Origin of the sequence: Mesorhizobium sp. C089B (assembly GCF_030323125.1) — a bacterium.
In the GTDB taxonomy this organism is placed as follows: domain Bacteria; phylum Pseudomonadota; class Alphaproteobacteria; order Rhizobiales; family Rhizobiaceae; genus Mesorhizobium.
This window is the reverse complement of sequence record NZ_CP100469.1, coordinates 3558248-3572164: the sequence shown is the minus strand read 5'-3', so window position 1 is coordinate 3572164 and position 13917 is coordinate 3558248. Positions and strand designations below refer to the sequence as shown.

Sequence of the window (13917 nt, the reverse complement as noted above, 5' to 3'; positions counted from 1 at the left end):
CGAAATTTGTGTCGCCTGAGTTCCGTCTGTAAAACAGCGGCCGTCACATTTTTGCGGTTTTCCTCCGCTTGTGCTTGCTTGCGGGGGCCGGCAACCCACCTATAGCAGGTGTTTTGGCGGACAAGGGTTTATTAGAAGTCAGTCATGCTTGCGCGATCGAACGAACCGACCAATGCCGATGCGGCCTTGGCGCCCACGGCGCCAGCGGGCACGCGCGGCGACGCCTTCGACCGCGCCCAGCGCCACTCGCGCCGCGTGCGCGTGCTTAAGTTTGCCGTGCCGGTGCTTGCCGCCGGGATCGCGGTTGCGTTTCCGGTCTATTCCTATCTGGCGGCGCCGATCAACATTTCGATACAGGCAGACGGCACCGCTTTCGCGGATGGCAAGCTGGTGATGGCCAATCCGAAGCTCAACGGCTTCACCAAGGACAAGCTGCCCTATTCGCTGACGGCCTTGCGCGCCATCCAGGATGTCGGCAAGCAGGACATCATCGAACTCGAAGGCATCCATGCCAAATTGCCGCTGACGGCCGACAATGTGGCGACCGTCGACGCCAAGCGCGGGATCTACAACAGAAACGCCAACACGATGGACATGACCAGCGACGTTACCGTCACCACCACCGACGGCGTCGCTGCCATCTTCAAATCGGTCTTCCTCGATATGGGCAAAGGCTCTATGAAGACAGGTGATGCGGTCGATGTCAGCCGTAACGGCTCGCGGATCACCGCGGGTTCAATGTCGGTCGAAGACAATGGCAAGGTCATCGTTTTCGAGAACAAGGTAAGCGTTCACATCGATCCGGCCACTATGAAGGCGGCAGAGGCAAAGAGCGGAGAAACGAATGCGTCCCAGTAATTCGGCACGGCTTGTCGCCGCAGCTTCGGCCTTGCTGTTGCTGGGTATGGCGCCGTCCTGGGCTCAGTCCAGCGCCAGCAGCCAGTCCGGGCTCAAACTGTCGGGCGACCAGCCGATCCAGATCGAGAGCGACAAACTTGAGGTCCGCCAGGCCGACAGCATGGCGCTGTTCAGCGGCAACGTCACCGTCACGCAAGGGCCAACGCTGCTCAAGGCCGGCAGCATGGAGGTCTACTACGTCAAGGACCCCAACGCCGCCAAAGGTGCTGCCGCCGCCGCTTCGGCGATGACCGGTTCGGCCAATATCGACCATCTGGTGGTCAAGAACAAAGTCTACATCAAGTCGAATGACCAGATCGCCACCGGCGACAACGCCACGTTCGACATGAAGACGCAGGTGCTAGTTCTGTCGGGCAAGGAGGTCGTCTTGTCCCAAGGACCCAACGTCCTCAAGGGCTGCAAGCTCACCGTGCAGATGAAAAGCGGCCTTGCTCAGGTCGATGGCTGCGGCGGGCGCGTCATCATGTCGATGACGCCGCCACCGAAATCCGAGGCCCCGAAGCCCGAATGACTGGCGTGTCTTCGCTGCTGACCCGCCTTCCGGGACGGGCGGCCAGTAAACTTGCAGCACCGGCCACAGTCACCGTTGATTCCTCGAAGTTCAAGGGCACCCTGATCGCCAAGGGTCTGACCAAGAGCTACAAGGGCCGCAAGGTGGTCAGCGGTGTCACCATCGGCGTGCGCGCCGGCGAGGCTGTCGGGCTGCTCGGGCCAAACGGCGCCGGCAAGACCACCTGTTTCTACATGGTCACCGGCTTGGTGCCGGTCGATGAGGGCACGATCGAGATCGACGGTTTCGACGTCACCTCGATGCCGATGTACCGCCGCGCCCGCCTCGGCATCGGCTATTTGCCGCAGGAAGCCTCGATCTTCCGCGGCCTGAATGTCGAGCAGAACATCCGCGCCGTGCTCGAAGTGGTTGAGAAGGACCGCAAGGTGCGCGAGCGCAATCTCGACGAACTGCTCGAGGAATTTCACATCAGCCACCTGCGGAAGTCGCCGTCCATGTCGCTGTCGGGTGGCGAGCGGCGGCGTCTTGAGATCGCCCGAGCTTTGGCGACGCGCCCGGCCTACATGCTGCTCGACGAGCCGTTCGCCGGCATCGACCCGATTGCCGTCGCCGACATCCAGCAGCTGGTTCGTCATCTAACGGCGCGCGGCATCGGCGTGCTGATTACCGACCACAATGTGCGCGAAACGCTCGGCCTCATCGACCGCGCCTACATCATCCATGCCGGCCAGGTGCTGACTCATGGCCGTGCCGACGAGGTGGTGGCGAACCCCGATGTGCGCCGGCTCTACCTCGGCGAAGGTTTCACGCTCTGAGCGTGAAATTTGTTTCCTGACGTGATTTTTGCCGCCCCGCCGGGCTTTTTTCTCCGATTTTGCGTGAGATAATGCTTCGGTAGGGGCCTTTTGCCATCGTTCGCCTTGACAAGCAAAAGCCGGGCCAGTTTCTATGGAAGGTCGGAAAAATTCATTTTCCGGCAGCTTCTGATGTGTAGGCTTCCGGGTGCAGAAGGGCGTTTGAAACCGAACCATGGCGTTGGCGGCGAAACTACAGCTACGACAATCCCAGTCGCTGGTGATGACGCCGCAGCTGATGCAGTCGATCAGGCTGTTGCAGCTCACCCATGTCGAGCTCGACCACTTCATCGACGACGAGATCGAGCGCAATCCGCTGCTGGAGCGCGCCGAGCCCCAGGATGACGCCGCAAGCGACCAGGTGCAGAAGGGCGATGCCGCTCCTGAGCCTGCCGCCGATGGCGACTGGTTCGAAAACGAGACGGCGTGGAGCGCCGAAGCGATCTCCGACAAGCTCGACAGCTCGCTGGAAAATCTGTTCCCCGACGATCCCGGCACCAGCGAGCGGCTCGGCCCGGACCTGACGGCGCAGTGGAAGTCGGCCACCGGCAATAGTTCGTCCGGTTCTTCCGAAGGCTTCGACGTCGGCGACATGGCAGCCGCGGCGATCACGCTGCGCCAGCATGTTGGCGAGCAGATCGCGCTTGCCTTTGCCGATCCGGCCGCAAGGCTGATCGCAGCCGAACTGGCCGACGGCCTGGACGAGGCCGGCTACCTGCGCGCCGATCCCGCCGAGATCGCCAAACGGCTCGGCGCCGATCAGGCGATGGTGGCCAATGTGCTGGCAGCCTGCCACACATTCGAGCCGGTCGGCCTGTTTGCGCGCGACCTTGCCGAATGCCTGTCGCTGCAGCTTGCCATGCGCGATCGTCTCGATCCGGCGATGAAGACGCTGATCGGCAACCTAGAACTGTTGGCGCGGCGCGATTTCCAGACGCTGAAGCGGCTTTGCGGGGTCGACGAGGAGGATCTCCTCGACATGCTGGCCGAAATCCGCGCGCTCGACCCGCGCCCGGGCATGGCGTTTTCGGGCGGCGCCAGCGACGCCATCGTCGCCGATGTCGAAGTCCGCGCCGCCAATGACGGCAGCTGGACGGTCGAGCTCAATGCCGAGACGCTGCCGCGCGTGCTTGTCGATCACATCTATTTCGCCCAGGTCTCGCCGCATGCGAAGAATCAGGCGGAGAAGGATTTCCTGGCCGAGTGCCTGCAGAATGCCAACTGGCTGACGCGCAGTCTCGACCAGCGGGCAAAGACGATCCTGAAAGTGGCGTCGGAAATCGTGCGCCAGCAGGACGCTTTTCTCGTCCATGGCGTGCGTCAGCTCAGGCCGCTCAACCTGCGCACGGTGGCCGATGCCATCGGCATGCATGAATCGACCGTCAGCCGGGTGACGGCCAACAAATACATGCTGACGCCGCGTGGCGTGTTCGAGCTGCGTTATTTCTTCACGGCTTCGATCGCGGCGTCGGGCGGCGGTGATGCGCATTCCTCGGAAGCGGTGCGCGACCGCATCAAGCAGCTGATCGACGAGGAAAAGCCCGCCGATGTGCTGTCCGATGACGCAATCGTCGATATGTTGAAGGAAAGCGGCGTCGATATTGCCCGGCGCACGGTGGCCAAGTACCGGGAGGGTATGAATATTCCCTCGTCGGTGCAGCGGCGGCGTGAAAAGCGCGCTCTGGCGAGCGCGGGGCGCTAGGTCTGCTTGCCCGGCAAGGCTTTTGCTATGGCTGGATTCCACAACTTTCCGACCTTAAAGCGCATCGCGCTGAAACGGATTCATACGACGCGCTTTAAGTCTTTGTTTTGATGCATGTCGTTGTCCCAGAACCGCAGCGCACTTCTGGGCGACATGCATTAATTGACAAGCTGCAATGAAGTGTCTAGAAGCCCGCCCGCATGAGACGGGCTCGCGGCCCGCATGCGGATGGTCCGTCACGATGAAGGCCACGGGACGGCCAAGAAGGCGGATTGTGATCAACCGGAAAGTTCGGATCTAAAATCGGCGCGAGTTGACGCCGCAAAGCTTGTGCGCACGGATCACGAGTATAAACTCTGGCCAGTTTGAAGCCTGAGCAAGGAAGGTCAGTTTTCAGATGAAATTGCGCATATCGGGTAAACACATGGATATCGGCGATGCGTTGCGTACGCGCATTACCGATCGTGTCGGCGAGGCGATTGGAAAATATTTCGATCGCGGTTTTTCAGGGCACGTCACGGTCATCAAATCGGGGTCGCGTTACTCGGCCGATTGCATGATCAGGCTGGATTCCGGCGCTTCGCTGCAGGCAACCGGCGATTCCCAGGATCCGACACTTGCCTTCGAGGCGGCCGCGGACCGCCTCGAAACCAGGCTGCGGCGCTACAAACGCCGTCTGAAATCGCACAATTCAGGCACTGGAAATGGTGAAATCACCGACATCGCCTATACGGTGATGGCGCCGCTGACCGATGATGATGAGGACATTCCGGAGGACTACGCCCCGGCCATCGTCGCCGAATCAACCATGACGCTGCAGACCATGTCGGTGGCGTCGGCGGTTATCGAACTCGACACCAAGGACAGCCCGGTTTTCGTATTCCGCAACGCCGGAAACGACCACCTCAACATCGTCTATCGGCGGCCGGACGGAAATATCGGCTGGATCGACCCGTCGACGACCAAAGTCGCACAGGCGTGACGACAACGACAATGGTCGCACAGGTGACGACAATGGTCGCACAGGGATAATAGCCAGCCGCGCGAGGGGCGAGGACTGGCGACGGCAGGCGAATAAGGGATTTCAAACATGGATCTGAGCGATCTTCTCAACGTTCCGGCGATCTTGCCGGCGTTGAAGGCGAACTCCAAAAAGCAGCTTTTGCAGTTGCTGTCCGAGAGAGCGGCGGCGATTTCCGGCATTCCGGAGCGCGAAGTGTTCGACACCATCCTGCAGCGCGAACGGCTGGGCTCCACCGGCGTCGGCAACGGCATCGCCATTCCGCACGGCAAGCTCGCCGGGGTGAAGCGCATCGCCGGCGTCTTTGCCCGGCTGGAGACGCCGGTCGATTTCGAGGCCCTGGATGACCAGCCGGTCGATCTGGTGTTCTTGCTGCTGGCCCCGGAAGGCGCCGGCGCCGATCACCTCAAGGCACTGTCGCGCATCGCCAGGGTTTTGCGCGACGCCGACACGGTGGCCAAGATCAGGGGCACGCGCGACGCGGTCGCCATCCACGCTCTGCTGTCGGACACGCAAGCCTCGCACGCCGCCTGAAGTTCTTTGGAATTAAGTCTTCCAGGGGCCGCCGAAGGCGGCCCTCTCCATTTCAACCGCCAGCAGTCGCCTTAGTGAATGGCGACAGTGGTCAGGTCGTTTTCCATGGCGCCGGCCAAAGCCCGGTCTTTCGCATCCGAAAGCAGGATCGGCTGGCCGTTGGCGGCAAACAGGGCCCACAGGACCATACCAGGCGCTATTTCGCCGAGGTTGGGGAAGCGCCCGAGCAGCTCGTCGCTCGAGACCTTCCGGAGATAAGCGACCGAGCCTTCGCCGAGATGGGCGAATTCGCCGCTGGTCATGGTGATGGTTTCGTCAGTTCTGGTCATTTCAAGCCTCCTTGGCGCGAGGACGCCGCTCAAGGCCATCCCGCATGAGAGCCATCGGTAAAGATCAGTCTTTCACCGATATATTTATTTTCCGTACCAGCCGTTCGGTATCCGGCCGATCGAGATCGATCGACAAAAGGCCGTTCTTCAGTTCCGCTGCGATCACCCGCATGCCGTCGGCCAGCACGAAACAGCGCTGGAATTGGCGCGCGGCGATGCCGCGATGGAGGAATTCGCGCTCGGTGTCGTCGGTTTGACGGCCGCGCACGACCAACTGGTTTTCCTCCGTGGTGACATCGAGATCGCTTTCGGCGAAACCCGCGACAGCCAGCGTAATGCGCAGCCTTTCGGCCTTGCCGTCAGCACCGCTGAGGCGCTCGATGTTGTAGGGAGGATAACTGTCACCGGATTTCGCCAGTCGTTCCAGGGTCTTTTCCATGGCATCGAAACCAAGGAGAAGCGGGCTGGAGAAGGGCGTCATTCGGCGCATGTTACACTGTCCTCTTTGGAGCGACATAAACTGGAAAAACCCGGATGGCATTTTTCCCGATGGTCTTGATATGGTCCGCGCCGCGGCCAAGTTCAAGCCGCCGAACACCCCCGCCAAAAAGACTCCCCCGCATAAGGAAATGAAATGCCCCAGACCCGCAAGATCATCATCGACACGGATCCCGGCCAGGACGATGCCGTCGCCATATTGCTGGCGCTCGGCAGCGCCGAGCTGGAGATCGTCGGCATCTCTGCTGTTGCCGGCAACGTGCCGCTGAAATTGACCGAAAAGAACGCCAGGAAAATCTGCGAACTGGCCGGCCGGCCCGACATCAAGGTCTATGCAGGCGCCATCCGCCCGTTGGCGCGCGAGCTGGTCACCGCCGAGGAAGTGCATGGCAAGACCGGCCTCAACGGCCCGCAACTGCCCGATCCGAAGATGAAGCTGCAGGGCCAGTATGCGGTCGACTTCATCGTCGAGACGCTGATGAAGGAAGAGGCCGGCACGATCACGCTGTGCGCGCTCGGCCCGCTCACCAATGTCGCGCTGGCGCTGATCCGTGAGCCGAAGATCGCGCCGCGCATCAAGGAAATCGTACTGATGGGCGGCGGTTTCTTCGAAGGCGGCAATGTCACGCCGACCGCAGAATTCAACATCTATGTCGATCCGCAAGCCGCCGACCTGGTGTTCAAATCCGGCATTCCGATCGTCATGATGCCGCTCGACGTTACCCACAAGGCGCTGACCACGGCCAAGCGCACGCAGGCCATCCGCCAGCTCGGCACCCGGGTCGGCACCGCGACGGCCGAGATGCTGGAGTTCTTCGAGCGCTTCGACGAGGAGAAATACGGCACCGATGGCGGCCCGCTGCACGACCCCTGCGTCATCGCCTATCTGTTGAAGCCGGAGCTGTTCAAGGGCCGCAACTGCAACGTCACCGTCGAAACCGCCTCCGAACTCACCATGGGCATGACCGTGATCGACTGGTGGGGCGTGACCAAGCGGCCGAAGAACGCCATGGTGATGCGCGACATCGACCATGACGCGTTCTTTGCGCTGCTGGTGGAGCGGTTGGCTCGGCTTTAAGCCTGCCTTGATACAGATCGTTCGCCCAGGGGCTTAGCGCTTCTGGGCGATACCTGTGCACTTATTCGCGAAGCAGGCGGTATGTTTCGGTATCGTTGCGGCGACGCTGCCGCTCGATCGAAACCTTGGAGCCAATGGCTCTCGGCACTGTCGTGTTGTCATATGCAAACACCAGGCCGTCATTTTCATCGAGGCGAATTCCATACAAGTAACGGAACCCGCTGCCGATCGCGACCTCGGGACTTGCAGGAGCGTTGAGAACGTTGACCACTGTACCGGTCAGGCGTTCGACATTGACGATGGGGCTGCTTTGCCTCGCAATCGGGATGCCAATTGCAAGGGCGCAAACGCCCACGACGAGGATGGTGATGAGGATGCCCCTGAGGTTCTCCTGCAGGGTCATCCAGGCAAGGGATGCCGAGCCTTGGCCAATGCGTATCACCTGACAGCAAGGACGCTGCGTTTCATTGGTATCGTGACCGGCGGTAGTTCAATTTGCGAACCTGTAGAAGGTCGATCCATTCTCGCGCGTGACGCGCTCCAATCTTGCCGGCGCGCCGATCAGATGCGGGAGGTCGTCTTCGACAAGAATGGACGAACCGGTTTCGAGTGCAACCAGATAAAGCGTGCGGCCGTTGTCTGAATGGGTACTTTTGACCGTTGCGTCGATTGGCTCGACCGACCGGATGGGGCTCGCATCATTCGTCCATTTGTAGAGAGCCGAAGGAACCATCACCGCAAACAGGACGACGATCAGGATCACGCCGGGCGCGTCCCTTTTTATGCCAGCGTAAGTCCATGACATCGACGTGAATCCCCCCACGCCGATTCATGTGGTGGCGTGAAGACTGACTTTCAATCAGCCTTCACGTACCGGCTCCGTTGGGAACGACCGTTGGCGGTCGTCACTTCGCCTTGGAAAACGCCAGCCACAGGCCGCCGCCGACCAGAAAGCTGCCGCTGATCCTGGACATCAGCTTGATGCGGCTGGCCGAGAGCAGGCGGCCGGCGCGGCTGGCGGCGAGCGCGTAGGTCGAGTCCGAGACGGCGGCAAAGATCATGGCGGTAAGGCCCATGACGACGATCTGCAGGGTGTAATTGCCCTGCGGGGCGATGAATTGCGGGAAGAAGGCGCCGAAGAACACCAGGGTCTTGGGGTTGCTCAGCGCCACGAGCAGGCCCTGCAGGAAGAAGCCGCCGCGCGGCTTTCTCGCGGTGCCGTCGGCATTCAGCGCGCCCTTGGAACGGAACATCTGCACCCCCATCCAGATCAGATAGGCGGCGCCGATCAGGCGTACCCATTCGAACCAGTGGCCCATGCCCGATATCAGCGTGTTGAGGCCGATGCCGACAATGGCGATCATCACGGCGAGCCCAGCCTGCGTGCCGGCGACATTGGCAAGGCCGGCGCGGTAGCCATGGCGGATGCTGTTGGCGATGATCAGCGTGACAGTCGGACCGGGCACCAGGATGATGACGATGCAGGCAAGGACATAGGCGGCGTAGAGTTCCAGCGACATGGGGATTTCCTCGAGGATGCGCTTAGGCGGCTGGCTGCAATCAATGCATGGCGGCGGGGCTGGTGCAAGCCGGTCGCAGACCGTGCCGCCCCTCGCGTCAGGACGCCCCCACCTGCCAAGGCAGGGTCGCCTCATAGGCCGCTCCGGCCCTGAGCGCGGCGAGGTCGCCGCGCGGCCGGCCGATCAGCTGCATGCCCAAGGGGCGGCCTTTGTCGTCGAAGCCGACGGGCACGTTGAGCGCCGGACAGCCGCCGAGCGTGGCGAAGGCCGAAACCTGCATCCAGCGATGGTAGCTGTCCATCGTCCGTCCGGCGACCTCACTTGGCCAATGCGTGCCGACTTCGAAAGGAAAGACCTGCGCCGTCGGCAGCGCGATGAGATCGAAGTGCTCGAACAGCGACAGCAGCGTCCGGTGCCAGGAGGTGCGGATGACCGAGGCCGCGCGGATCTGCGGCGCCGTCAGCCGCATGGCGTTCTCCACCTCCCAGACGGCTTCCGGCTTCAGCAGGGCGCGCTTGTGCGGGTCGTCATAATGGACTTTCAGCGCCGAGCCGCTGCTCGCCTGCCGCAGCGTCACGAAGGCTTGCCACAGTGCCTCGAAATCGAAATCCGGCAGCAAGGGCTCGGTCAGGAAGGATGCCTCCGCGAAGCGGCCGAGTGCGGCCTCGCACAGATCGAGGATGCCAGGCTCTACCGGCAGGTGACCGCCGAGATCACCGAGCCAGCCGACGCGGCCGCCGCTTGCCGGCGTTGCCAGCCCTTCGAGGAATGAACCAGGCTTTTCCCAGGACAAGGGCGCATGCGGATGGTAGCCCGCCTGCACGTCGAGCAGCAGCGCCATGTCGCTGATGCTGCGGCCCATCGGCCCGTCTATGCCCATCTGAGCATGAAAGACTTCCAGGTCCGGCCCTCCGGGGACAAGGCCCTGCGACGGGCGGAAGCCATAGACATTGTTCCACGCCGCCGGATTGCGCAGCGAGCCGCCGAAATCGCTGCCGTCGGCGACCGGAACCATGTCGAGTGCAAGGGCGACCGCAGCGCCGCCGCTCGACCCGCCTGCGGTGAGCGCCGGATCGAAGGCGTTCAGCGTCGGGCCGAACACGTTGTTGTAGGTGTTGGATCCCAGCCCGAATTCGGGAACATTGGTCTTGCCGATGATGATGGCGCCGGCCTTGCGGATGCGCTCGACGAAGAAATCGTCCTCCTGCGGCACGAAATCGGCAAAGATCGGCGAGCCGAAACTGGTCCTCAAGCCGCGCGTCATGGCGAGGTCTTTTATCGCCATCGGCAGGCCAAACAGCGAGCCGGCCGGCCCGCCTTGCGCTAGATGCGCGTCCGCCGCGTCGGCCTCGCGCAGGATGTCGGAGCGCTCGCGCAACGAGACGATGGCGTTGACCAGCGGGTTTACCGCGTCGATGCGGTCGAGGAATGCGGCGACCAACTCGCGCACGGACAGGCGGCGCAGCCGGATCGCCTCGGCCAGGTCGACAGCGGACATCCGGCAGATGTCGCCGGCGGGGGGCACGGCGTGCTTCGTTGTAGGGCGCAGGGCAGTCATCCGGCGTTGTTGCGCAGGGCGGTGTCCACATCCGCGGCCAGCGGGATGGCCGGCTGGGCGCCGGGCTTCAGGCAGGCGAGTGAGCCGGCGGCTGCGGCGCGGGTGAGAGCCTGCTCCAGCGGCAGGTTGGACGCCAGCCCGGCAGCGAGATAACCGCAAAAAGTATCGCCAGCCCCGACCGTGTCGACCGGCGTGATTTTCAGCGCCGGCACGGTCAGGAAATCCTCCGGGGTCGCCGCCAGCACGCCGTCGCCGCCGAGCGTGACGACGATGGTGCGGCCGGTTTTGCCGGCGAAGTCGCGCATGCGCGCCGGGCGGTCGCGGCCTTTCAGCGACAGCGCCTCGCCGTAAAGGTCGAATTCGGTTTCGTTGGCGACGGCGTAGTCGGCCTTGCCGAGCAACGCTGCCGCCTCGCTACGGAACGGCGCGGTGTTGAGCACGGTGACGGCGCCGGCGGCGCGTGCGGCGTCAAGCGCTGCATCGACGGTCTGCAGCGGGATCTCGTGCTGCAGCAGGACGACGTCGCCCTTCGCAAGGAAAGCCTTGGCGAGATCGCCGGGCAGCACCGAATCATTGGCGCCCGGCACCACGGCAATGACATTCTCGCCATCGGCGCCGACGAGGATCAGCGCCGTGCCGGTGGAGGCGAAGCTCTGGCCGACGCCGGAGAGATCGACCTTGCCGGCCACGAGCAAAGCCAGGGCTTCGGTTGCGAAATTGTCCTTGCCGACGGCGCCGACCATGCGCACCTTGGCGCCGGCGCGCGCCGCAGCCAGCGCCTGGTTGGCGCCCTTGCCGCCGGGCGCGGTGGTGAAGCCGGAGCCGCGGACCGTCTCGCCCGGCGAAGGCAGGCGGTCGACATTGGCGATAAGGTCGAGGTTGATCGAGCCGACAACGATGATCAAGAAAGCCTCCTGCGGAATGCGCGGGAAGCTAACCTGTAAGCCGGCGGCTTGCCAGAGCGTGCGGATGTTTTGCGCCGGGAGCTCGCAAAAAGAAAAACACCGGCGAAGGGATTTCGCCGGTGTTGTTTGATGCGGGCAGCTTCAGGACGCGGTCTGGCCCGCTTCCCAACCGAGGATGGCGCGTTTGCGGGTCAGGCCCCAGTGGTAGCCGGTGAGTGCGCCGGACTTGCCCAGCGCCCGATGGCAAGGGACGACGAAGGACAATGGGTTGGCGCCGACCGCCGCCCCCACCGCCCGGCTGGCGTTTGGCGCGCCGATCCTGGAGGCGATCGAGGAATAAGTGCAGGCCTTGCCCATCGGGATCCTGAGCAGCGCGTCCCAGACGCGCAGCTGGAAGTCGGAGCCGATCATCACCACGCGCAGCGGCTGGTCGGCGCGCCACAATGTCGGATCGAAGATGCGCGCCGCATAGGGCTGGGTGGCGCTCATGTCCTCGACATAGGTGGCGTTCGGCCAGCGGCCCGACATGTCGGCGAAAGCCGCCCGCTCGCCGCCCGGATCGTTGAAGGCGAGCCCCGCAAGGCCACGGTCGGTGACCATGATCAGGGCGATGCCGAAGGGCGAGATGTGGTAGCCGTAGCGGATGGTCAGGCCGGCGCCGCGCGTCTTGTAGTCGCCCGGCGACATCGCCTCGTGGGTGACGAACAAATCGTGCAGCCGGCCGGGCCGGACATGCCGAGTTCGAACGATGTTTCGAGGAGCGGCATGCCGGAATCGAGCAGTTTGCGGGCATGGTCGAGGGTGACCGCCTGCAGGAAGGCTTTTGGCGACAGGCCGGCCCAGCGGGTGAACAGTTTTTGCAGGCCCGTGGGTGTCTCGCCGACATCGGCTGCCAGGGCTTCCAGCGAGGGCTGGTCGCGATAGTCGAGGCTGATCTTCTCGATGGCGCGGCGCACGACCTCGTAGTCGCTGCCCTCGGGGGTGATGTCGTGCTGCAGGATCGCTGTCGGTTTCATCTGCGTATTCATGGTCATCTGGGCGTTCATGGCAATATCTCCTTGACCGCGAATGTCGGTCTTTCCGCCCCTTGCAACCACCCGAAACTTGCCTTGTTGCCGCCTGTTCCCAGATAAATACTGGATTGCGCCCCGGGAGATGCCAATGGCCGGCGAAAGGGTGAATCTGAGCGGAGCAAGGGAGACCTTGCTGATGACGCTTTATGGCAAGGCACTGGAAAGCCGGCTGCCGCATTCGCTGCTCGGGGATCGCTTCGCCGACGAGGCCGTGCGCAAGATCGACTATGATTTCTCGCGCCTCAAGGTCGACACCAATCTCGGCATCGGCCTGGCGATCCGGGCCAAGACGTATGATGTCCGCGTTCAGGACTTCATCGCCAAAAATCCCGGCGCCATCGTGCTGCATCTCGGCTGCGGGCTCGATACGCGCATTTTCCGTGTCGATCCACCCGAAGGCGTGGAGTGGTTCGATGTCGATTTTCCGGATGTCATCGCGCTCCGGCGCAAGCTTTACCCGTCCCGGGACCACTACCACCTCGTCGGCTCTTCGGTAACCGACCCAGACTGGCTGGCAGAAGTGCCGAGCAATCGTCCGGCCGTCGTGGTGATGGAGGGGTTGACGCCTTATCTCCCGGTAGAGGAGGGGCCACGGCTGCTGTCACGCCTTGTCGCGCATCTTGCCGGCGGCGAGCTGATGTTCGACGCCTACAGCCACTTCGGCCTGAAGATGCTGCGCCTCAATCCGACCATCAGGGCGACGGGCGCCGAGGTTCACTGGGCGATCGACGACCCGCAGGTACTGGAGCGTGCCGTTCCGAAGCTGCGCTTTGTCGACGATATCTCGGCCTACAGCGCGGAACGCACAGCGCATATGAGCTGGTCCGCAAAACTGTTCATCGGGCTCTGGAGACACATTCCCGCATTGCGCAAGGTCGGCAGGATTTTACGCTACCGGTTCTGACGCGCCGGCTCTAATGCGTCCTGGCTTTTGTCAGAGCACGTGAAAATGCAGTGGCAAAACTCTCGCGGGAGTCAGGGTCCAGGAATGACCCGATCGGCACATTCTGTCCTTGTGCTTCCACCGTCATCCTGGTGATGCCGATCTCGGCATGGCGAGCGACGGAAAAGCGCGCCCAGAACGGGTTGAAGCTATGCGCTTCCGACCGGCCCGAGGGCGCCGTCTTGCGGATGTCGAGGCTGGTGCGCGACACCGACACTTCCTCGCGGGCACGGGCGGCGCGATAGTTGGCGCGGAAGGCGACGTAGACGGCGATGACGTCGAGGCCGAAGAAGCCGAACACCGGCCAAGCGCCGCGCGACAGGAAAAACGCCCCGGTCACCACCCAGCCGAACAGCAGCGCGCCCATCAGCACGGCAAAGCCGGTGCGGCCCAGCGAGCGGTGCGGTGTCAGCAGCGCCTGGAAGAATGGCTCGTCGGCCTGAAACGAGGCGTTTGTGTCGCTCATCCCAGGA

The 13917-nt window shown here is 63.0% G+C and carries 16 protein-coding genes and 1 pseudogene; 8 read left to right on the top strand and 9 right to left on the bottom strand.

Annotated elements, in window-relative coordinates; genetic code table 11:
- Positions 1-144: 144 nt before the first annotated feature.
- The 6 genes from lptC (at position 145) to ptsN (ending at position 5540) form a co-directional block, all read left to right on the top strand.
- Positions 145-858: an LPS export ABC transporter periplasmic protein LptC gene (gene lptC, locus NLY44_RS17710; protein WP_023669748.1), complete on the top strand. Its 714-nt coding sequence runs from the start codon at positions 145-147 to the stop codon at positions 856-858.
- Positions 845-1429, top strand: a complete 585-nt coding sequence (locus tag NLY44_RS17705) for an LptA/OstA family protein (protein ID WP_023804619.1) — start codon at positions 845-847, stop codon at positions 1427-1429. The genes lptC and NLY44_RS17705 overlap by 14 nt, the downstream gene beginning before the upstream one ends.
- Positions 1426-2244: an LPS export ABC transporter ATP-binding protein gene (gene lptB / locus NLY44_RS17700; RefSeq protein WP_023669746.1), complete on the top strand. Its 819-nt coding sequence runs from the start codon at positions 1426-1428 to the stop codon at positions 2242-2244. Before NLY44_RS17705 ends, lptB begins: the two co-directional genes overlap by 4 nt.
- A 214-nt stretch (positions 2245-2458) precedes the next feature.
- Entirely contained in the window at positions 2459-3985 is a 1527-nt protein-coding gene (rpoN, locus tag NLY44_RS17695; protein ID WP_023683070.1) for an RNA polymerase factor sigma-54, read from the top strand.
- Positions 3986-4382: 397 nt separating this feature from the next.
- The gene (gene hpf / locus NLY44_RS17690; RefSeq protein ID WP_023683071.1) at positions 4383-4967 is read left to right on the top strand and encodes a ribosome hibernation-promoting factor, HPF/YfiA family; all 585 of its coding nucleotides are present in this window, start codon (positions 4383-4385) and stop codon (positions 4965-4967) included.
- A gap of 108 nt (positions 4968-5075) precedes the next feature.
- Positions 5076-5540 (top strand): PTS IIA-like nitrogen regulatory protein PtsN, encoded by a 465-nt coding sequence (ptsN, locus tag NLY44_RS17685; RefSeq protein WP_023669743.1) that lies wholly within the window; start codon positions 5076-5078, stop codon positions 5538-5540.
- 71 nt (positions 5541-5611) lie between these two features.
- On the opposite strand, the gene NLY44_RS17680 is transcribed toward ptsN, so the two are convergent.
- Positions 5612-5869, bottom strand: a complete 258-nt coding sequence (locus tag NLY44_RS17680; protein ID WP_023683072.1) for a BQ00720 family protein — start codon at positions 5867-5869, stop codon at positions 5612-5614.
- A 64-nt stretch (positions 5870-5933) separates the two neighbouring features.
- Entirely contained in the window at positions 5934-6359 is a 426-nt protein-coding gene (locus NLY44_RS17675) for an Hsp20 family protein (RefSeq protein WP_023804620.1), read from the bottom strand.
- Positions 6360-6503: 144 nt separating this feature from the next.
- On the opposite strand from NLY44_RS17675, the gene NLY44_RS17670 reads away from it, so the two are divergent.
- Positions 6504-7445: a nucleoside hydrolase gene (locus tag NLY44_RS17670; protein ID WP_023669740.1), complete on the top strand. Its 942-nt coding sequence runs from the start codon at positions 6504-6506 to the stop codon at positions 7443-7445.
- A gap of 61 nt (positions 7446-7506) precedes the next feature.
- Here NLY44_RS17670 and NLY44_RS17665 read toward each other — a convergent pair whose 3' ends face one another.
- The 6 genes and pseudogenes from NLY44_RS17665 to NLY44_RS17640 all read right to left on the bottom strand — a co-directional run bounded on the left by NLY44_RS17665 (position 7507) and on the right by NLY44_RS17640 (position 12474).
- Positions 7507-7848: a hypothetical protein gene (locus NLY44_RS17665; protein ID WP_023669739.1), complete on the bottom strand. Its 342-nt coding sequence runs from the start codon at positions 7846-7848 to the stop codon at positions 7507-7509.
- Between the two features lie 87 nt (positions 7849-7935).
- The gene (locus NLY44_RS17660) at positions 7936-8208 is read right to left on the bottom strand and encodes a hypothetical protein (protein ID WP_023712342.1); all 273 of its coding nucleotides are present in this window, start codon (positions 8206-8208) and stop codon (positions 7936-7938) included.
- A 142-nt stretch (positions 8209-8350) separates the two neighbouring features.
- Positions 8351-8965: a LysE family translocator gene (locus NLY44_RS17655; protein WP_023669737.1), complete on the bottom strand. Its 615-nt coding sequence runs from the start codon at positions 8963-8965 to the stop codon at positions 8351-8353.
- Between the two features lie 97 nt (positions 8966-9062).
- The gene (locus NLY44_RS17650; RefSeq protein ID WP_031201317.1) at positions 9063-10523 is read right to left on the bottom strand and encodes an amidase; all 1461 of its coding nucleotides are present in this window, start codon (positions 10521-10523) and stop codon (positions 9063-9065) included.
- Positions 10520-11428, bottom strand: coding sequence for a ribokinase (locus NLY44_RS17645; protein ID WP_023704197.1), 909 nt, complete (start codon positions 11426-11428; stop codon positions 10520-10522). Before NLY44_RS17645 ends, NLY44_RS17650 begins: the two co-directional genes overlap by 4 nt.
- 141 nt (positions 11429-11569) lie before the next feature.
- Positions 11570-12474 (bottom strand): annotated as a pseudogene (locus tag NLY44_RS17640) (methylated-DNA--[protein]-cysteine S-methyltransferase).
- Positions 12475-12589: 115 nt separating this feature from the next.
- Between NLY44_RS17640 and NLY44_RS17635 the strand changes: the two are divergent.
- Positions 12590-13405 carry a class I SAM-dependent methyltransferase gene (locus NLY44_RS17635; protein WP_023804622.1) on the top strand — a complete coding sequence of 272 codons (816 nt, stop codon included), beginning with the start codon at positions 12590-12592 and terminating at the stop codon, positions 13403-13405.
- 10 nt (positions 13406-13415) lie between these two features.
- Here NLY44_RS17635 and NLY44_RS17630 read toward each other — a convergent pair whose 3' ends face one another.
- Positions 13416-13910, bottom strand: a complete 495-nt coding sequence (locus tag NLY44_RS17630; protein WP_023699119.1) for a DUF2244 domain-containing protein — start codon at positions 13908-13910, stop codon at positions 13416-13418.
- Between the last annotated feature and the right edge of the window lie 7 nt (positions 13911-13917).

What these genes read in the sequence shown, in the direction of transcription:
- NLY44_RS17675 (WP_023804620.1), bottom strand. Translation starts at nt 6,359, where the DNA reads ATGCGCCGAATGACGCCCTTCTCCAGCCCGCTTCTCCTTGGTTTCGAT.
- lptC (WP_023669748.1), top strand. Translation starts at nt 145, where the DNA reads ATGCTTGCGCGATCGAACGAACCGACCAATGCCGATGCGGCCTTGGCG.
- NLY44_RS17635 (WP_023804622.1), top strand. Translation starts at nt 12,590, where the DNA reads ATGGCCGGCGAAAGGGTGAATCTGAGCGGAGCAAGGGAGACCTTGCTG.
- NLY44_RS17670 (WP_023669740.1), top strand. Translation starts at nt 6,504, where the DNA reads ATGCCCCAGACCCGCAAGATCATCATCGACACGGATCCCGGCCAGGAC.
- NLY44_RS17665 (WP_023669739.1), bottom strand. Translation starts at nt 7,848, where the DNA reads ATGACCCTGCAGGAGAACCTCAGGGGCATCCTCATCACCATCCTCGTC.
- rpoN (WP_023683070.1), top strand. Translation starts at nt 2,459, where the DNA reads ATGGCGTTGGCGGCGAAACTACAGCTACGACAATCCCAGTCGCTGGTG.
- NLY44_RS17705 (WP_023804619.1), top strand. Translation starts at nt 845, where the DNA reads ATGCGTCCCAGTAATTCGGCACGGCTTGTCGCCGCAGCTTCGGCCTTG.
- NLY44_RS17630 (WP_023699119.1), bottom strand. Translation starts at nt 13,910, where the DNA reads ATGAGCGACACAAACGCCTCGTTTCAGGCCGACGAGCCATTCTTCCAG.
- NLY44_RS17680 (WP_023683072.1), bottom strand. Translation starts at nt 5,869, where the DNA reads ATGACCAGAACTGACGAAACCATCACCATGACCAGCGGCGAATTCGCC.
- ptsN (WP_023669743.1), top strand. Translation starts at nt 5,076, where the DNA reads ATGGATCTGAGCGATCTTCTCAACGTTCCGGCGATCTTGCCGGCGTTG.
- hpf (WP_023683071.1), top strand. Translation starts at nt 4,383, where the DNA reads ATGAAATTGCGCATATCGGGTAAACACATGGATATCGGCGATGCGTTG.
- lptB (WP_023669746.1), top strand. Translation starts at nt 1,426, where the DNA reads ATGACTGGCGTGTCTTCGCTGCTGACCCGCCTTCCGGGACGGGCGGCC.
- NLY44_RS17650 (WP_031201317.1), bottom strand. Translation starts at nt 10,523, where the DNA reads ATGACTGCCCTGCGCCCTACAACGAAGCACGCCGTGCCCCCCGCCGGC.
- NLY44_RS17655 (WP_023669737.1), bottom strand. Translation starts at nt 8,965, where the DNA reads ATGTCGCTGGAACTCTACGCCGCCTATGTCCTTGCCTGCATCGTCATC.